Origin of the sequence: Pseudomonas sp. W3I7, from assembly GCF_030816095.1 — a bacterium.
Classification (GTDB): Bacteria; Pseudomonadota; Gammaproteobacteria; order Pseudomonadales; family Pseudomonadaceae; genus Aquipseudomonas; species Aquipseudomonas salomonii.
Genome location: NZ_JAUSXP010000001.1, coordinates 3,763,711 through 3,779,267, shown reverse-complemented (window position 1 = coordinate 3,779,267; position 15,557 = coordinate 3,763,711). Strand labels below are relative to the sequence as shown.

The following is a 15,557-nucleotide window of genomic DNA, read 5'->3' as shown; positions in this document are numbered from 1 at the left end:
CGCCCGAGCGGACGACTTCCTTATTGAGAGCCCAATAAGGAGTGTCGGCATGAACGTTAAAGGTATTTCGCTGTTTACCGGCCTGCTTTGCCTATGGGCGGGCGCCTGTGGTGCCGCGCAGACCATAGGGCAGGGCACCATTCAATTTCGCGGCGCCATCGTCGAACCTGGCTGTGCGACAAATGCGCGCAGTGGCGCGGTGATGGAGCTGACCGGGTGTGCCCGTTCCAATCGCGGCAGTCGCTTCGAGGTGCGCAATATGGCGCCAGTGGCCAGCGTCAACGCCGCCCATGTAACGCTGGTGGCAGACAGCGGCGACGGGCGTTATTACAACCAGCGTTACCTGCTGGTGGACGCCTTTGGGAAGCCGATCCAGTCGGGCAACTACGTGATTACCATGACCTCGCCCTAAGCCGTCGGGCGACGATCCGCGTCAACAGCGGGCCAAGAAACCTATAGAATGCTCGGCGGCGGCGCTGTTCTGCGCGGCCGTTGGATCATCGCCAGAGTATCTCGCCCGCCAATGAGCATTTCAGCCGCCACCCCCCAAGCCAATTGGCAACCGGTCATCGCCTTGGCGTTGGCCGCCTTCGTGTTCAATACCACCGAATTCGTGCCCGTGGGGCTGCTCAGCGCCATCGGTGCCAGCTTCGACATGCCCATCGCCAGCGTCGGCCTGATGCTCACCATCTATGCCTGGATCGTCTCGTTGACCTCGCTGCCGGTGATGCTGCTGACGCGTAACGTCGAGCGGCGCAAGTTGCTGATCGTGCTGTTCGGCCTGTTTATCGCCAGCCATATCCTCTCCAGCGTCGCCAACAGTTTCGGCCTGCTGATGGTCAGTCGCATCGGCATTGCGTTGTCCCATGCGCTGTTCTGGTCGATTACCGCGTCCCTGGCCGTGCGCCTGGCGCCGGAAGGCAAGCAGGTGCAAGCCCTAGGGTTACTGGCCACCGGCACATCCCTTGCGATGGTGTTGGGCATTCCCCTGGGCCGCCTGCTCGGCGAAGCCATGGGCTGGCGTACCACCTTCCTGGTGATCGCCGCGTTTGCCGCCGCCCTGGTGTTCTGGCTGGCGCGCACCCTGCCGCCGCTGCCGAGCCAGAACTCCGGCTCGCTGCGCAGCTTGCCGTTGCTGTTCAAACGCCCGGCACTGGTGGCGCTTTACGTGCTCACTGCCATGACCGTCACCGCGCAATTCACCGCCTACAGCTACATCGAACCCTTCGTCGAAGGCGTGGCCGGTTTGGGCGGTAGCGCCGTCACCCTGATTTTGCTGGTGTTCGGCGGTGCGGGCATCATCGGCTCGCTGCTGTTTAGCCTGGTGCACCGTTTCAACCCGCATGTCTTCGTGGTCAGCGCGGTGTTCCTGCTCGCGGCCTGCCTGACCCTGATGCTGCCCTTGAGCGGCGCCGAGTCATACCTGGTGGTACTGAGCATTTTCTGGGGCATGGCCATCATGGGCTTCGGCCTCGCCATGCAATCGAAGGTGCTGGTGCTGGCACCGGACGCCACCGACGTGGCCATGGCAATGTTCTCCGGCATCTACAACATCGGCATCGGCGGCGGCGCCCTGATGGGCAGCTGGGTCGGCAGCCACTTCGGCTTCGCCTGGGTCGGCGTGGCGGGCGGGGCGTTGGCGGCGGTGGCGTTGATCGGGTATTGCCTGGCGATTCGCAGGTTTGGGACGGGTGTGGTGCGTAACTGAGGAGTAACGATTGATGATCAAACCTGCTGTTTTCGCGATGCTTGCCAGTGTGTCTGCGCTGTTGCTCAGCCCTTCGAGCGTTGCCGCCAGTTTCGACTGCGCCAAGGCTCGGGCACCTGACGAAATCACCATCTGCAAAAACGTCAGCCTCAACGACCAGGACGTCACCATGGCGTTGCTCTACGACCTGAACAAGCACTTCATGGCCATGGGCGGGCGCGGTTCGTTGATGGACGGGCAAGCCGAGTGGCTCAAGCAGCGGCATGCCTGCGGGGCGAAAGTCAGTTGCCTGAGCACTGCTTATACGCAGCGGATCGGCCTGTTGCGCGGCTTTATTGATGAGCGAGTGATGACGAAAGGGCCGTTTTGAGCCCGCAATCCAGCAGGCACAAAGCAACCTGTGGCTTGCTGGCTTGTTGTGGAGAGCAGGCTTTTCTGTGGGAGCAGGCAAGCCAGCTCCCACATTTGACCGTGTGCGGCTTCACATTCCTATAGCGCAGCCAGCACCGCCTCGAGTTTTTCCTGATCCCGCGCAAACTCGTCACCGCACAATTCCCCGCCTACAGCTACATCGAACCCTTCGTCGAAGGCGTGGCTGGCATGGGCGGTAGCGCCGTAACCCTGATTTTGCTGGTGTGCGGCGCGGGCATCGTTGATCGGGTTTTGCCTGGCGATTCGGCGGTTTGGGACGGGTGTAGCATCCCGACAATGCGGTTGCTGGTCCTGTTTGTTAAAAGATAGCGAATCGATACGGTGAAAGGAGTAGGGTATTTCGCAATATTTTAAATACCCTACGACTATCCTCATGTCTCAATGTATTCTGCCGGTGTTTTTGGGCGGCGATAGTTCATCGTCAATAGCCTTTCTGGCTTCATTCAGCGAACTTTTAGTAGAATTTAAAGTAGAGCCGTCTGGCCGGGTGCAAGTATAAGCTATTACTTGATCAACCAAATTATTATTAGCGTCGTAACGCCCTCCGGTCGGGCCGTCGTGAATTTCATAGCCTTTGTAGTTCTCGATAAGTGCCATATCATTCTTCCTCTTTAAGTTGTTTTGTTAGCGGGCAGGTTATGGATGTGGTCTGTGAGGAATATTCTATTTTATAGATTGAATATAGACCTGTTTAGAATGGGTTGGTACTGTCAGGTCTCACAGGTTTATATACTTTTTAGCGATATAATTGGGTGTTGGGTTACGTCAGAGCTGGCCGTTATCTTTAGCGGGTTTTGGCAGAACAGCCTCATACCTGCGGCTCTTAGAGTGGGTTGTCTGAGCAATTCCTATAAGCAGCGGATTGGTATGTTGCGCAGGTGACAGTGTCCGTATTTGAATGACAAATACAGCCGGGTTTTGATCTGCACATCAGCAAATGCGCTCGCTTAGTCGTGATGGGTTTGCTGGGGGGGAGGAGGCGAGATCCTCAGATCAACATAGCGTTTTGCCTGGGCTAACGTCGATTGGGTCAGGCTTCTTTCTCCTTTTGGGCTGATGACCGTGTAGGCCGTGGATTGATCGACCAGGTTGTTATTGCTGTCGTAACGACCGCCCGTTAGTCCCTCTTCAATTTGATAACCCCTGTAAGTTTCGACGATTGGCATGATAATGCTCCTTTAAGGTGGTTTGCCACCACAGACTAAAAAGCATCATCGGCGCTGTATACTGTGATAATTCACAGGTTTTTATAATGTTTTGCGATAAGTTTACGTTGATCGTTCCCAAACGAGGCATACATACATCCTGCGACGCTTAGTGTCACTAACCCAAGAGCGGACGCAGAGCGTGGGAACATTGGCAATTTGCTTTTCTGTGGGAGCGGGCTTGTTGTGGCGAGCAGGCTTGTCCTGCGTTGGGTGGCGAAGCCGCCCCATTCAGTCGACGCGGTGGCTAGAAAAAGCCGGGGCCGCTTCGCAGCCCAACGCAGGACAAGCCTGCTCGCCACAAGCCAGCTCCCACAGTTGATCGTGTGCGGCTTCACATTCCTATAGCGCAGCCAGCACAGCCTCAAGCTTCTCCTGATCCCGCGCAAACTGGCGAATCCCCTCAGCCAGTTTTTCAGTCGCCATCGCATCTTCATTCGACGCCCAACGGAACTGCGCTTCGGTCAATGGCTGACGCACTTCGCCTTCTGCACCCGGCGCCAATTTGCGTTGCAGCACGCCGTTATCGTCAGCCAGTTTTTGCAGCAGGTCAGGGCTGATGGTCAGGCGGTCGCAGCCGGCCAGTTCTTCGATCTGGCTCAAAGTGCGAAAGCTTGCGCCCATCACCACGGTGTCGATTTTATTGGCCTTGTAGTAGTTGTAGATGCGCGTCACCGACTGCACGCCTGGGTCTTCGGCACCGGTGTAGTCCAGGCCAGTGTTTTTGCGATACCAGTCGTAGATGCGGCCCACGAACGGCGAGATCAAAAACACCCCGGCATCGGCGCAGGCCTGGGCCTGGGCGAAGGAAAACAACAGCGTGAGGTTGGTCTGGATGCCGGCTTTTTCCAGGCGTTCGGCGGTGCGGATGCCTTCCCAGGTGGAGGCCAGTTTGATCAGCACACGGTCGCGGCCGACACCGGCCTGGTCATACAGGGCGATCAGCTGGTTGGCCTTGGCCCACAACGCGTCTTCGTCGAACGACAAGCGTGCGTCGACTTCAGTGGAAATACGCCCCGGAATCACCTTGAGAATGCCCGCACCCACCGACACCGCAAAGTGATCGCAGGCCAGGTCCACATCGCCTTTGGACAGGCTCACGGCATTGCGCAGCAGCTCGGCGTATTCCGGGATGGCGGCGGCCTTGAGCAGCAGCGACGGGTTGGTGGTGGCATCCACCGGGCGCAGGCGGCTGATGGCTTCCAGGTCGCCGGTGTCGCAGACCACGGTGGTGAATTGCTTGAGTTGTTCGAGCTTGGACGTCATGAGCGGCGGTCTCCAGAATAGGGTTAGTGGTTGAGGGCCTGGGCAGTGTCGAGGTCGGTGATCAGTACATCGAGGTAGCCGCCCTTGAGCGCGCCGCGAATGGCCTGCACTTTGTTCAACCCGCCGGCCAGGCCGAGCACGCGTTGGATCGAGCGCAACTTGGGCAGCGCCACCGACACTACAAATTCTTCGTCTTCTTCCAGCACCGGGTTGCCCTGGGCATCGAAGTAGCGCAGGCAGATATCACCCACCGCGCCGCGCTCGGCCAGCAGGCGCAGCATGTCTTCGGTGTAGTAGTTGCCGCTGTTGCGCAGCAGTTGCGAGGGCTCCAGGTCGCCAATGCCGACAATCGCCAGGGTGATGCTGTCAAAGCGCTGCAGCACCTCCTTGACCTCTTCCATCTCGACAATACGCTGCTTGCTTTCCACCGATTGCTCGATGCTCTGCGACGGCAGCAAAAACGCCGGGCAGTTGAGCAGGGTGGCCAGGCGCTGGGTCAGCAAGGTGGCTTCAAACGCGCCTTTGTTGCCGACGCCACCGAGCAGTTGCACCACTTCCTGGGCGCCTTGCTTGCCCGGTTGCGCATGCAGATGGCCGACCATGGCGCGGATGGTGCTGCTCCAGGATGAAATGCCGATATGGTCCTGGGGCGACAGGCTGGTTTCCAGGTAATGCGCGGCGGCCGAGCCGATAGCCTGCTTGATGCTTTCGTCGTTGCCCGGCTCGGTGGCTTCTACCACGATCACCTGGCGCACGCCGTAGCGGCGCTGCAACTGGGTTTCCAGCTCCAGGTGCAGGCCTTGCAGGCGCATCACGCTGATCTTCACTATGCCTTCCTGCAGCGCCCGGCGCAGGGCGCGGCTGATAAAAGACTGCGAAAGGTCCAGCTGCGCGGAGATTTCGGACTGCTTGAGCCCTTCTTCGTAATAGAGGCTCGCGATCTTGGTGATCAGGCGCTGTTCTTCGATCTGGCTCATGAAGGCCTCAGTTGATGTTTCAATGCCGGTGAGGATACCAAACCCTTACGACATGATCAGGCCGCCGTCGATATTGATTGCCTGGCCCGTCAGGTATGCCGCGTCATCGGAGGCCAGAAACGCCACCAGCCCGGCCACATCCGAGGGTTTGCCGGCGCGGCGCAGGGGGATGTTCTTGACCCATTCGGCCATCAACTCACCTTTGCCATAACGTTTTTCCTCGGTGCTGAGGATCTCGCCCCACACCCGGTCGTTGTAGTCCCACATCTCGCTTTCGATGATGCCGGGGCAGAACGCGTTCACCGTGATGTTATGCCGCGCCAGTTCCAGCGCCAGGCTCTGGGTGATACCGATCACGCCCATTTTGCTCGCGGCGTAGTGCGGCGTGTAGATAAAGCCCTGGCGGCCCTGGCCGGACGAAGTATTGATCAGCCGCCCGCTGCCTTGCTTGACCATGTATTTGGCGGCTTCACGGCAACCGAGCCACACGCCGGTGGTGTTGACTTGCAGCACCTTGTCGAAGTCGGCGCGGGGCATTTTGTCGTAGTGGTCGATGGTGATGATGCCGGCGTTCTGCACCGATACGTCAATGCTGCCAAAGCGTGCGTGGCCTTCGCGGTAAAGCTTTTCGATGTCACTTTCGCAGGTTACATCGATGCCCAGTGCGAGGGTGTCGACCTGGTATTCCTTGGCCAGTTGCTCAGCGGTGAAGGTCACGCGCTCGAGGTCGTTGGAGGCGAGCACCAGGTGGGCGCCTTCCTGGGCGAAACGCTCGGCAATGCCGGCGCCGATGCCACGGCAGGCACCGGTGATGACTACAGTTTTACCGCTGAATCGTTGCGACATGACAGGCTCCAAAAAGAGGTTTACCAGCAGACAAAACCGCCATCGACCAACAAGTCGACGCCGGTGCAGAACGACGATGCCTGGCTGACCAGAAAAATCGCCGGGCCGACCATTTCGTCTACGCTGGCCATGCGGCCCATGGGCGTGGTCTGTTCAAAGATCTTCACCTGGTCGGCGACTTCCGGCCGCGAGTTCATCGGTGTGGCGGTGTAGCCGGGGCTGATGCAGTTGACTCGCAGGCCCTTGTCGGCCCATTCCATCGCCAGGCTTTTGCTCAGGTGGATCACGCCGGCCTTGGAGGTGTTGTAGTGCGCCTGTAGCAGGCCGCGATTGACGATACTGCCGGACATCGAGGCGATATTGACGATGGCGCCTTTGCCACGCGGCAGCATCACGGCGGCCTGGGCCTGGCAGCTCAGGAAGATGCCCGTGAGGTTGATGTCCAGCGTGGCTTGCCAGCGTTGCAGTTCCAGGTCTTCGGCGGCCTGGGCATTGGCGATGCCGGCGCAATTGACCGCCACGCTCAGTTCGCCCAGTTCGCTTTCGGTGCGGGCCACGGCGGCGTCGAGGGTGCTGCGGTCGGTGACCGTGCCGCTCAAGGCCAGGGCGCGACGGCCGAGGGTCTGGATGCGCTCGACGGTGCTGGCGATGCCGGGGCTGCCGGGCAGGTCAAAGCAGGCTACGTCGGCGCCGGCTTCGGCCAGGCCCACAGCGATGGCCTGGCCGATGCCGCTGCCTGCGCCCGTGACGAAGGCGACTTGGCCGTGAAGACTAAAAAGTTGCATGCGTTACTCCATTCGTGAAATCACAGTTCAACCCTGTGGGAGCTGGCTTGCCTGCGATAGCGATAGTTCAGTCACATCTATAGTGGCTGGACCACCGCTATCGCAGGCAAGCCAGCTCCCACAGTTGATCTCTAGTGTTTGTGGGTTAAGCGGTGGCCATTTCCATCACCGAAACCGGCGTAGCCTCGCCGCGCTCCAGAATCCCCATCTGCCGCCCCCGGCTCATGACCATTACCCGATGGGACAGCCCCAGCACTTCATCCAAATCCGAACTCACCACAATCACCGCCATGCCCTTGGCCGCCAGGTCTGCGATCACCTCATAAATCGCGGCGCGTGCGCCCACGTCGATGCCGCGTGTGGGCTCATCGAGGATGAACACCTTGGGGTTGCGCGCCAGCCACTTGGCAATGATCACCTTCTGCTGGTTGCCACCGGACAAACTCGAAATCCGCGATTGCGGCGCGCCTTTCACGCCCAGGCGCGCCACCGCCGTGCGCGCAAATTCGCGCAGTGGGGCAGGGAACACCCAGCCGCGCTGGTCGAGCAGGTCGGTGTTGCCATAAATCAGGTTGTCTTCGATGCGATGTTCCACCACCACGCCTTGTTGCTTGCGGTCTTCGGGCACCAACACCACACCGGCCTGGATCGCTTCGAACGGCGAGCGCAATTGGCGAACTTCGCCGTCGAGCTGCATGTGGCCCTGGATGTCCTGGGCCGCACCGGCAATGGTGCGTACCAGTTCGGTGCGCCCGGCACCGACCACTCCGGCAATGCCGAACACCTCACCGGCGCGCACGCTGAAATCAATGCCGTGCAGGGCAAACTCACGGCAGCTCAAGCCCTTGACTTGCAACATCACCTGCTCTTTGGGCGCCTGCAACGTGGGGAAAATTCGCTCCAGGCTGCGCCCGACCATCTGCTCCACCAACTCCCGCACCGGCACCTGGGCCGTGGCGTGCAGGGCGATCTGGCGACCGTCGCGCAGCACCAGCACGCGGTCGGCAATGCGTGCGATTTCTTCCAGGCGATGGCTGATATAGATAAACGACACGCCCTCAGCCTTGAGCCGCTCGACCTGTTGAAAGAGCAACTCGGTTTCTTCGCCACCCAAGGCGGCGGTCGGTTCATCCAGAATCAACAAACGCGCTTTAAGGGTCAGCGCCTTGGCGATTTCCACCAGTTGTTGCGCCGCCACGCTCAGCCCTTCGACCTTGCGCGATGCCGGCACGTCAAGCCCCAGGCGCTCCAGCTGGATCTGCGCCTGGGCCTCGATGTATTCGCGGTCGACCCGCCCGTGACGCATGGGCAGGCGGCCGACAAAGATGTTCTCGGCAATCGACAATTGCGGCAGCAGGCGGATTTCCTGGTGGATCAAGCCGATCCCCGCGCCCAACGCCGCACCCGGAGAGGCGGGTGCATAGGGGTGGCCCAGCCAGGTCATGCTACCGCCGGCTTCGGGTTGCACCAGCCCGGCGATAATCGACGACAAGGTGGATTTGCCCGCGCCGTTCTCGCCGAGCAAGGCCAGTACTTCGCCGGGGCGGATGTCCACATTGACCTGCGACAGCACCTGCACCGGGCCATAGGCCTTGCTGATGTTGCGCAGGCACAGCACCGCATCGGCTGCGGTGTCCAGAGCTGCTGCTTGCATGGCGACCTCCCAGGTTCACGGGTGCTGTTGCAGGAACGGCGCGACGTTGTCTTTGGTGGTCAGCACGGTGGGCAGCAGTTGCTCCTTGGGCACGGCTTTACCGGCTTTGAGGTCAATCGCCGAGGCCACGGCGAGGCGGCCCATCTTCTGGGTCTGCTGGGTCATGGTGGCGTCCAGCACGCCGCTTTCCACGGCCTTGAGGCCGGCGACATCGCCGTCAAAACCGACCACCACGACCTTGTGGTCGAGGTTGCCGACTTTCACCGCCTGGGCAGCGCCCAAGGCCATGGCATCGGCGCGGCCGAAGAATACGCTGATATTCGGGTCACGCTGGAGCAGGTCCTGGGCCACGGCAAAGCCTTTGTCCTGGGCCCATTCGGCGGGTTGCTGGGCGACGATCTTGAGGTCCGGGAAGGCTTTCAGGCCCTCTTCAAAGCCTTTGGCGCGGTCGATCTCGGGCGTGGTGCCGAGCTGGCCTTGCAACACGGCGATGCGGCCTTTGCCGTCGGTGATTTTGCCGACGTATTCAGCCAGCGCCTTGGCACCGGCGACGCTGTCGCTGGCGATGAACGTGTCGCCCGGCGCGTCAGGCGCGTTGCGGTCCACGGCGATCACCGGGATGCCCGCAGCCTTGGCGGCTTTCACCGGCACGCCTGCGGCAGTGGCGCCGGCCGGGATGTAGATCAGCACGTCGATCTGGCGGGTGATCAGGTCTTCAATCTGGCTGACCTGGGTGGAGGAGTTGCCCTGGGCGTCCACGGTGATCACCTTGATGCCCTTGGCCTTGCCCTCGGCTTCCACCGATTGCTTGATCTGGTTGAAAAAGTCGGCCTGCAGGTTAGCCACGGCCAGGCCGATGGTCAGGTCCTTGGCCCAGGTGGTGCCGGCGGCGGTGAGCGTTGCGGCAGCCAGAGCAGTAGCGATAAGCAGTTTTTTGGGGCTGAACATGTCGGTGACTCCTGGTTTTATTGTTGGAGGGTGTCAACTGTCGAACAGGGTTAACGGGCAGTGCTGGAGCGGCGTCGCAGGGTGTCGATGGTCACGGCGAGGGCGATGACTACGCCGATCACCACTTGTTGAATAAAGGGCGAAACGCCCAGCAGGTTGAGGCCATTGCGCAGCACGCCAATGATCAGCACGCCGACCAGGGTGCCGCCGATGCTGCCGACGCCACCGCTGAGGCTGGCGCCGCCGATCACCACGGCGGCGATGGCGTCCAGTTCCAGGCTCAGCCCGGCGCTCGGTTGCGAAGAGTCCAGGCGCGCGGCCAGGGTCACGGCGGCGATACCGGCCAGCGCACCGCTCACGGCGTACACCCACAAGGTAATTGCGCGCACCTTGATGCCCGACAAGCGCGCCACTTCCGGGCTGCCGCCCATGGCGTAGAGGTTGCGGCCACCGGCACGAAAGCGCAGGAACACCCAGGCAACCACCAGCATCACCAGGAACAAGCCGACGGTTGCCGACAGGAAACCAAAGTGCCGCACCGTGGCCAGGCTGGTGAACCAGTCCGGGTAGCCGACGATCTGCCGGCCTTCGGTAAGAATGTTCGCCAGGCCACGGGCCACCGACATCATGGTCAGCGTGGCAATAAACGGCGGCAACTTGGCGTAGGTGATCAGCCCACCGGACACCAGCCCGGCGAGCATGCCGCTGGCGATCGAAATTGGAATCGCAAAGCCCAGCGGCACCGCCTGGTCCTGATACAACCAGCCGAGCATCATCATCGAGAAGGCCAGCACCGAACCTACGGACAAGTCGATGCCGCCGATCACGATCACCGCCGTCATGCCAATCGCCAGGATGCCCAGCACGGTGACCTGATCCAGGATGTTCAGGCCATTGCGCAAGGAAAAGAAGAATTCGGAGCTGAAGGAGAAGACCAGCACCAGCAGTACGAGGCCGATCAGCGGGCCGCCGATATTACTGGGGAGCAATTTCACCAGCCTGGGGCGGCGGGTCGGCTTGAGATCGGCCGGATGGACAGAGGCTTTGGCGTCCACTTTGTTCTCCTGACTTATTTTTTTTGGAGTTCATTCAGGCGGCTTGAATATTTATGCATGCCTGACTGTTAATTCAGATTCTAGTGACACCGTGTCAAAGTCAAGCGCTTAATTTTTCATGCAGGCGGTCAAACGGCTGTTCGCGTTGGCCGCAAAGCCACGGTTTAGTGGAGCGCGCGGCGGATTTTGGCCGCTGGTCCGAGGGGGTTTACCAAGGTTTATTTCATTTTTCCGCCGATCACTCACTTGACCTGCTGGCGGATCGGCGTCTAAATAGAAATATATTGTCAGTACTGAATAAATATTCAAATGCAGTGCTGAACACTTTCACCCCGCGTGGTCAGCCTCAAAGGAGCCGCTGCATGAATGCCTTCCAGTACGACGCCCACCAGATCAAAGAACAGGCCCGCCTGATCCGGCGCCACGTGATCCGCCTGAATGCCGACTCACCGGCGGGCGGGCATACCGGGGCCGACCTGTCGGAAACCGACATCCTCGCGACCCTGTATTTCCGCATCCTCAACACCGGCCCGGAACGCACCCAAGACCCGGAACGCGATATCTATATCCAGAGCAAAGGCCACGGCGTCGGCGGTTTGTACTGCTGCCTGGCGCAGGCCGGCTACATCCCAACCGATTGGCTGCCGACCTACCAGCACTTCAACTCACACTTGCCCGGCCACCCGGTGCGGCAGAAAACCCCTGGCATCGAGTTGAACACCGGCGCCCTCGGCCACGGCTTGCCGGTGGCGGTGGGGCTGGCGTTGGCGGCGAAGATGTCCGGCAGTAAAAAGCGCATTTATGTGCTGACCGGCGACGGCGAGCTGGCCGAGGGTTCGAACTGGGAAGCGGCGATGGCGGCGGCCAAGTACGGGCTGGATAACCTGTTTGTGATCGTCGACAAAAACAAACTGCAGCTGGCGGGTTTGACTGCCGAGATCATGCCGCTGGACCCGCTGGACGTGAAATGGGCCGCCTTTGGCTTTCGCGTCAGCGAGTGTGACGGCAATGATGTGAACCAGTTGATCCCGGCGCTGGAAAGCATGCAGAGCCAAACCGGCGCCCCGCAGGTGTTGATCGCCCACACCATCAAAGGCAAGGGCGTGTCCTTTATCGAAGCCCGCCCCGAATGGCACCACCGCGTGCCCAAGGGCGATGAAATCCACGCAGCATTGGAGGAGTTGAGTCATGGCGAGTGAACATCTGGCGAGCGTCATGGTTGAGGCTTTTATTGCTGCGGTAGAGGCGGGCCTCGATGTGGTGCCCGTGGTCAGCGACTCCACCTCCACGGCCAAGATTGGCCCGTTTGTGCAGCGCTTTCCCGAGCGGCTGATTAACGTCGGGATCGCCGAGCAGTCATTGGTCAGCGTCGCGGCGGGCCTGGCGCTCGGCGGCAAGATCGCGGCCACCTGCAATGCGGCGCCGTTTCTGATTTCGCGCGCCAATGAGCAGATCAAGGTCGACGTTTGCTACAACCAGGCCAACGTGAAAATGTTCGGCTTGAACGCGGGCACCAGCTACGGCCCGCTCGCCAGCACTCACCACAGCCTCGACGATATTTCGGTGATGCGCGGCTTTGGCAATGTGCAGATTTTCGCCCCGGCCGATGCCATCGAATGTCGCCAGATCGTCGATTACGCGCTGCGCTATCAAGGCCCGGTGTACATCCGCCTCGACGGTAAAGCCTTGCCGGATGTGCATGGCGCCGACTATCAATTCCGGCCGGGTCAGGTGGATATCCTGCGTCAGGGCGCGGATGTGAGCATCGTCGCCCTGGGGTCGGTCGTGCATGAAGCGGTGGAGGCGGCAGCCTTATTGGCGGAGCAGGGCATTGAGGCACAAGTGATCAACCTATCGTCGATCCGGCCGTTGCAGCGTGAGGTGCTGCTCAATGCCCTGCGGGATACGCATGCGGTGATCAGCGTGGAAGAGCACAACATCAACGGCGGCGTCGGCAGCCTGGTGGCCGAAGTGCTGGCCGAGGCCGGGCTGGGTGTTCCTTTGATCCGCCTGGGCATCGGCGACGGTGAATACGCTGCCGCCGGTGCACGCGAACCCACCCGCGCCTTGCATAACATTGATGCGGCTGGGATTGTGGCGGCAGCCACTCGCGTGCGGTGAATTCAATGACTGACAATAAACCGCTGATCCTGGCGATAGATGAAGGCACCAGCAATGCCAAGGCAGTGCTGGTCAATGAACTCGGGCAGGTGATTGCGCGGGGTTCGCGGCCACTGAGTATCAGCCATCCCAGCCCTGGGTTTTCCGAACAGGACCCGCTGCTGATCTGGCAGAACACCCTGGCGGCGATTGACGACTGTGTGGCGCAGGTCAGTCGCCCGATTACGGCGCTTGCCATCAGCAATCAGCGCGAATCCGTGGTGGCGTGGGACCGGGCGACCGGCGAGCCGCTGTCGCCGTGCATCAGTTGGCAATGCCGACGCTCCACGGCGTTGTGCACGCAACTGCACGCCCAGGGCCACGAAGCCGTCATTCTTGAAAAAACCGGCCTGGCCCTGGACCCGATGTTCTCGGCAGGCAAATTTCGCTGGATTCTCGACCACCTGGACAACGGCCATGCCCGCGCCGCTGCCGGTGAAATCTGCCTGGGTACCGTCGATAGCTGGCTGTTGTGGCAACTCAGCGGCGGCCAGGTATTTGCCACCGACTATTCCAACGCGGCGCGCACGCAACTGTTCAACCTGCACACCTGCGCCTGGGACCCGGTTTTGCTGGACCTGTTCGGCATTCCGCTGGCGGCCCTGGCGCCGATCCAACCCAGCGCCGGTTTTTTCGCCGAGACCGTCGCAGCCGGTGGTTTGCCCGCAGGTATCCCGATCATGGCGATGATCGGCGACTCCCATGCCGCGTTGTATGGGCAGGGCGGCTTTGTACCGGGGCTGGTCAAGGCCACCCTCGGCACCGGTTCATCCCTGATGACGCCCATGAGCGGCGCGATTGCTTCCACCCATGGCCTCTCAACCACCCTGGCCTGGCATGACGGCGCTAAACCCACGTTCGGCATGGAAGGCAACATCGTGCACACCGGCGCCGCCGTGCAATGGGCCTCGCGGCTGGTGGCAGGCGAATCCCTGGATGCCCTGGCCGAGCAGGCCGCGCAGTTGCCGGACAATGGCGGCGTGTACTTCGTGCCGGCGCTGTCCGGGCTGGGTGCGCCGCATTGGCAAGCCGATGCGCGTGGGCTTATTTGCGGCCTGAGCGAAGCCACGACCGGTGCGCATCTGGTGCGGGCCTCGCTGGAGTCCATCGGCTATCAGATTCGTGATGTGTTCGAGGCGATGCAGCAGGACATCGGCAGCCCGCTCAAGGAGCTTTGGGTGGACGGCGGCGCCACGCGTAACCGCTGGTTGATGCAGTTTCTGGCCAACCTGCTGCAACGCCCGGTGGTGCGCAGTTTGTCACCGGAAGTCTCGGCACTCGGTGCGGCGCACCTGGCGGGCAGGGCGCTCGGGATTTGGGCCAGTGACGAGGCGCTGGCAGCACTGGAGCGTCAGCGTGAGCGGTTTGAGCCGCAGGAGGATGGGCAGATGTCAGCGCGTTACGCCGACTGGAAAAAAGCCCTGGCTCGCACCCTGCTCTAAAGACCGATCGAGATCAAACTGTGGGAGCGGGCTTGCTCGCGAATGCGGTGGGTCAGTTGATTCATCTGTCACTGATACACCGCATTCGCGAGCAAGCCCGCTCCCACATTCAGACCATGCTCGACATCACGGCTTCCAGGTATCCACATCCCTGGCATCCACCGCCTTGGGCAACAACCCCGCCTTGAAGAACGCATCCGCAATCTTCTGCTGCTCACCCAACTGCTCCACCGTCACCGGCTGCACCTGATAGCTGCGGTGCGCATTGGCGGCTTGCACCGTGGCCACATCCAGGTTGCCCCACAGCGGGCCGAGCACTTTGGCCGCGTCCTGCGGGTGGGTTTTCACCCACTGGCCGGCTTTTTCCAATTGCTCATACACCACCTTCAAGACCTCGGGGTGCGCCTTGGCGTACGGCGTGCCGGTCAGGTAGTAGCGCTTGTAGCTGGCAAGGCCTGCACCATCGGCCAGTGTGCGTGTCGGCAATTGTCGCTGCACGCTGGTGAGGAAGGGTTCCCAGGTCACCCAGGCATCCACCTTGTTGTTTTCGAACGCCGCGCGACCATCGGCTGGCGACAGATAAGCCGGCTCAATGTCCGAAAACGCCAGGCCGGCTTTAGCCAAGGCAGCGATCAACAGATAGTGGGTGCCGGCCGCTTTGGTCACGGCGATTTTCTTGCCTTTCAAATCCGCCAGCTGCTGGATCGGCGAGTCCTTGCGCACCACGATGGCCTGGGCCGATGGCGAGGGCGCTTCCTGGGCGAAGTAGGTGAGTTTGGCCTGCGCCGCCTGGGCGAAGATCGGCACGGTGTCGGCCACGTCGGCGCTGATGTCCACGTTGCCCACATTCAGCGCTTCAAGCAGCGGCAGGCCGCTGGGGAATTCGTGCCAGCTCACGTCAATATTGTCGGCCTTGAGGGCTTTTTCCAGGGTGCCCTGGGTTTTCAGCAAGGTGATCAGGGTCGAGGATTTCTGGTAACCAATGCGTACGGTTTCCTTGGCCGCGGCACTTACCGCGACGGAAAAAACCAATAACCCGATAACCACGGCGAGGGGACGACGAATAGGCATGGCGCGCT

16 protein-coding genes and 1 pseudogene are annotated in these 15,557 nt (G+C 61.1%); 7 read left to right on the top strand and 10 right to left on the bottom strand.

Features of this window, described 5'->3' with window-relative positions:
- Positions 1-49: 49 nt before the first annotated feature.
- From QF043_RS17350 to QF043_RS17335, 4 genes and pseudogenes are all read left to right on the top strand, one after another.
- Positions 50-412, top strand: a complete 363-nt coding sequence (locus tag QF043_RS17350; RefSeq protein WP_307419508.1) for a type 1 fimbrial protein — start codon at positions 50-52, stop codon at positions 410-412.
- A 111-nt stretch (positions 413-523) separates the two neighbouring features.
- Positions 524-1,708, top strand: a complete 1,185-nt coding sequence (locus QF043_RS17345) for a sugar transporter (protein WP_307419507.1) — start codon at positions 524-526, stop codon at positions 1,706-1,708.
- Between the two features lie 13 nt (positions 1,709-1,721).
- Positions 1,722-2,078, top strand: coding sequence for a lysozyme inhibitor LprI family protein (locus tag QF043_RS17340; RefSeq protein ID WP_307419506.1), 357 nt, complete (start codon positions 1,722-1,724; stop codon positions 2,076-2,078).
- 167 nt (positions 2,079-2,245) lie between these two features.
- Positions 2,246-2,374, top strand: a pseudogene (locus QF043_RS17335) (sugar transporter); the annotation flags it as partial.
- A 144-nt stretch (positions 2,375-2,518) separates the two neighbouring features.
- Here QF043_RS17335 and QF043_RS17330 read toward each other — a convergent pair.
- The 9 genes from QF043_RS17330 to QF043_RS17290 form a co-directional block, all read right to left on the bottom strand.
- The gene (locus tag QF043_RS17330; RefSeq protein WP_307419505.1) at positions 2,519-2,737 is read right to left on the bottom strand and encodes a hypothetical protein; all 219 of its coding nucleotides are present in this window, start codon (positions 2,735-2,737) and stop codon (positions 2,519-2,521) included.
- Positions 2,738-3,087: 350 nt separating this feature from the next.
- The gene (locus QF043_RS17325) at positions 3,088-3,306 is read right to left on the bottom strand and encodes a hypothetical protein (protein WP_307419504.1); all 219 of its coding nucleotides are present in this window, start codon (positions 3,304-3,306) and stop codon (positions 3,088-3,090) included.
- 381 nt (positions 3,307-3,687) lie between these two features.
- Positions 3,688-4,611, bottom strand: coding sequence for a transaldolase (tal, locus tag QF043_RS17320; protein ID WP_307419503.1), 924 nt, complete (start codon positions 4,609-4,611; stop codon positions 3,688-3,690).
- 23 nt (positions 4,612-4,634) lie between these two features.
- Positions 4,635-5,588, bottom strand: a complete 954-nt coding sequence (locus QF043_RS17315; protein WP_307419502.1) for a sugar-binding transcriptional regulator — start codon at positions 5,586-5,588, stop codon at positions 4,635-4,637.
- 45 nt (positions 5,589-5,633) lie between these two features.
- Entirely contained in the window at positions 5,634-6,434 is an 801-nt protein-coding gene (locus QF043_RS17310; RefSeq protein WP_056857917.1) for an SDR family oxidoreductase, read from the bottom strand.
- 20 nt (positions 6,435-6,454) lie between these two features.
- Positions 6,455-7,219 carry an SDR family oxidoreductase gene (locus QF043_RS17305; protein ID WP_307419501.1) on the bottom strand — a complete coding sequence of 255 codons (765 nt, stop codon included), beginning with the start codon at positions 7,217-7,219 and terminating at the stop codon, positions 6,455-6,457.
- A gap of 145 nt (positions 7,220-7,364) precedes the next feature.
- Positions 7,365-8,873, bottom strand: a complete 1,509-nt coding sequence (locus tag QF043_RS17300; RefSeq protein ID WP_307419500.1) for a sugar ABC transporter ATP-binding protein — start codon at positions 8,871-8,873, stop codon at positions 7,365-7,367.
- Between the two features lie 15 nt (positions 8,874-8,888).
- On the bottom strand, positions 8,889-9,821 hold the full coding sequence (locus QF043_RS17295; protein WP_056857914.1) for a sugar ABC transporter substrate-binding protein: 933 nt from the start codon (positions 9,819-9,821) through the stop codon (positions 8,889-8,891).
- Between the two features lie 50 nt (positions 9,822-9,871).
- Complete coding sequence (locus QF043_RS17290; protein WP_307419499.1) at positions 9,872-10,876, bottom strand: ABC transporter permease; 1,005 nt, start codon at positions 10,874-10,876, stop codon at positions 9,872-9,874.
- 362 nt (positions 10,877-11,238) lie between these two features.
- On the opposite strand from QF043_RS17290, the gene QF043_RS17285 reads away from it, so the two are divergent.
- The 3 genes from QF043_RS17285 to QF043_RS17275 are packed head-to-tail and all read left to right on the top strand — an operon-like array spanning position 11,239 to position 14,478.
- Positions 11,239-12,075, top strand: a complete 837-nt coding sequence (locus QF043_RS17285; protein ID WP_058421561.1) for a transketolase — start codon at positions 11,239-11,241, stop codon at positions 12,073-12,075.
- The gene (locus QF043_RS17280) at positions 12,065-12,997 is read left to right on the top strand and encodes a transketolase family protein (RefSeq protein ID WP_307419497.1); all 933 of its coding nucleotides are present in this window, start codon (positions 12,065-12,067) and stop codon (positions 12,995-12,997) included. Before QF043_RS17285 ends, QF043_RS17280 begins: the two co-directional genes overlap by 11 nt.
- Positions 12,998-13,002: 5 nt before the next feature.
- Complete coding sequence (locus QF043_RS17275; RefSeq protein ID WP_307419496.1) at positions 13,003-14,478, top strand: FGGY family carbohydrate kinase; 1,476 nt, start codon at positions 13,003-13,005, stop codon at positions 14,476-14,478.
- Between the two features lie 126 nt (positions 14,479-14,604).
- Here the strand turns inward: QF043_RS17275 and QF043_RS17270 are convergent, their stop codons facing one another.
- The gene (locus tag QF043_RS17270; RefSeq protein ID WP_307419495.1) at positions 14,605-15,549 is read right to left on the bottom strand and encodes an aliphatic sulfonate ABC transporter substrate-binding protein; all 945 of its coding nucleotides are present in this window, start codon (positions 15,547-15,549) and stop codon (positions 14,605-14,607) included.
- Between the last annotated feature and the right edge of the window lie 8 nt (positions 15,550-15,557).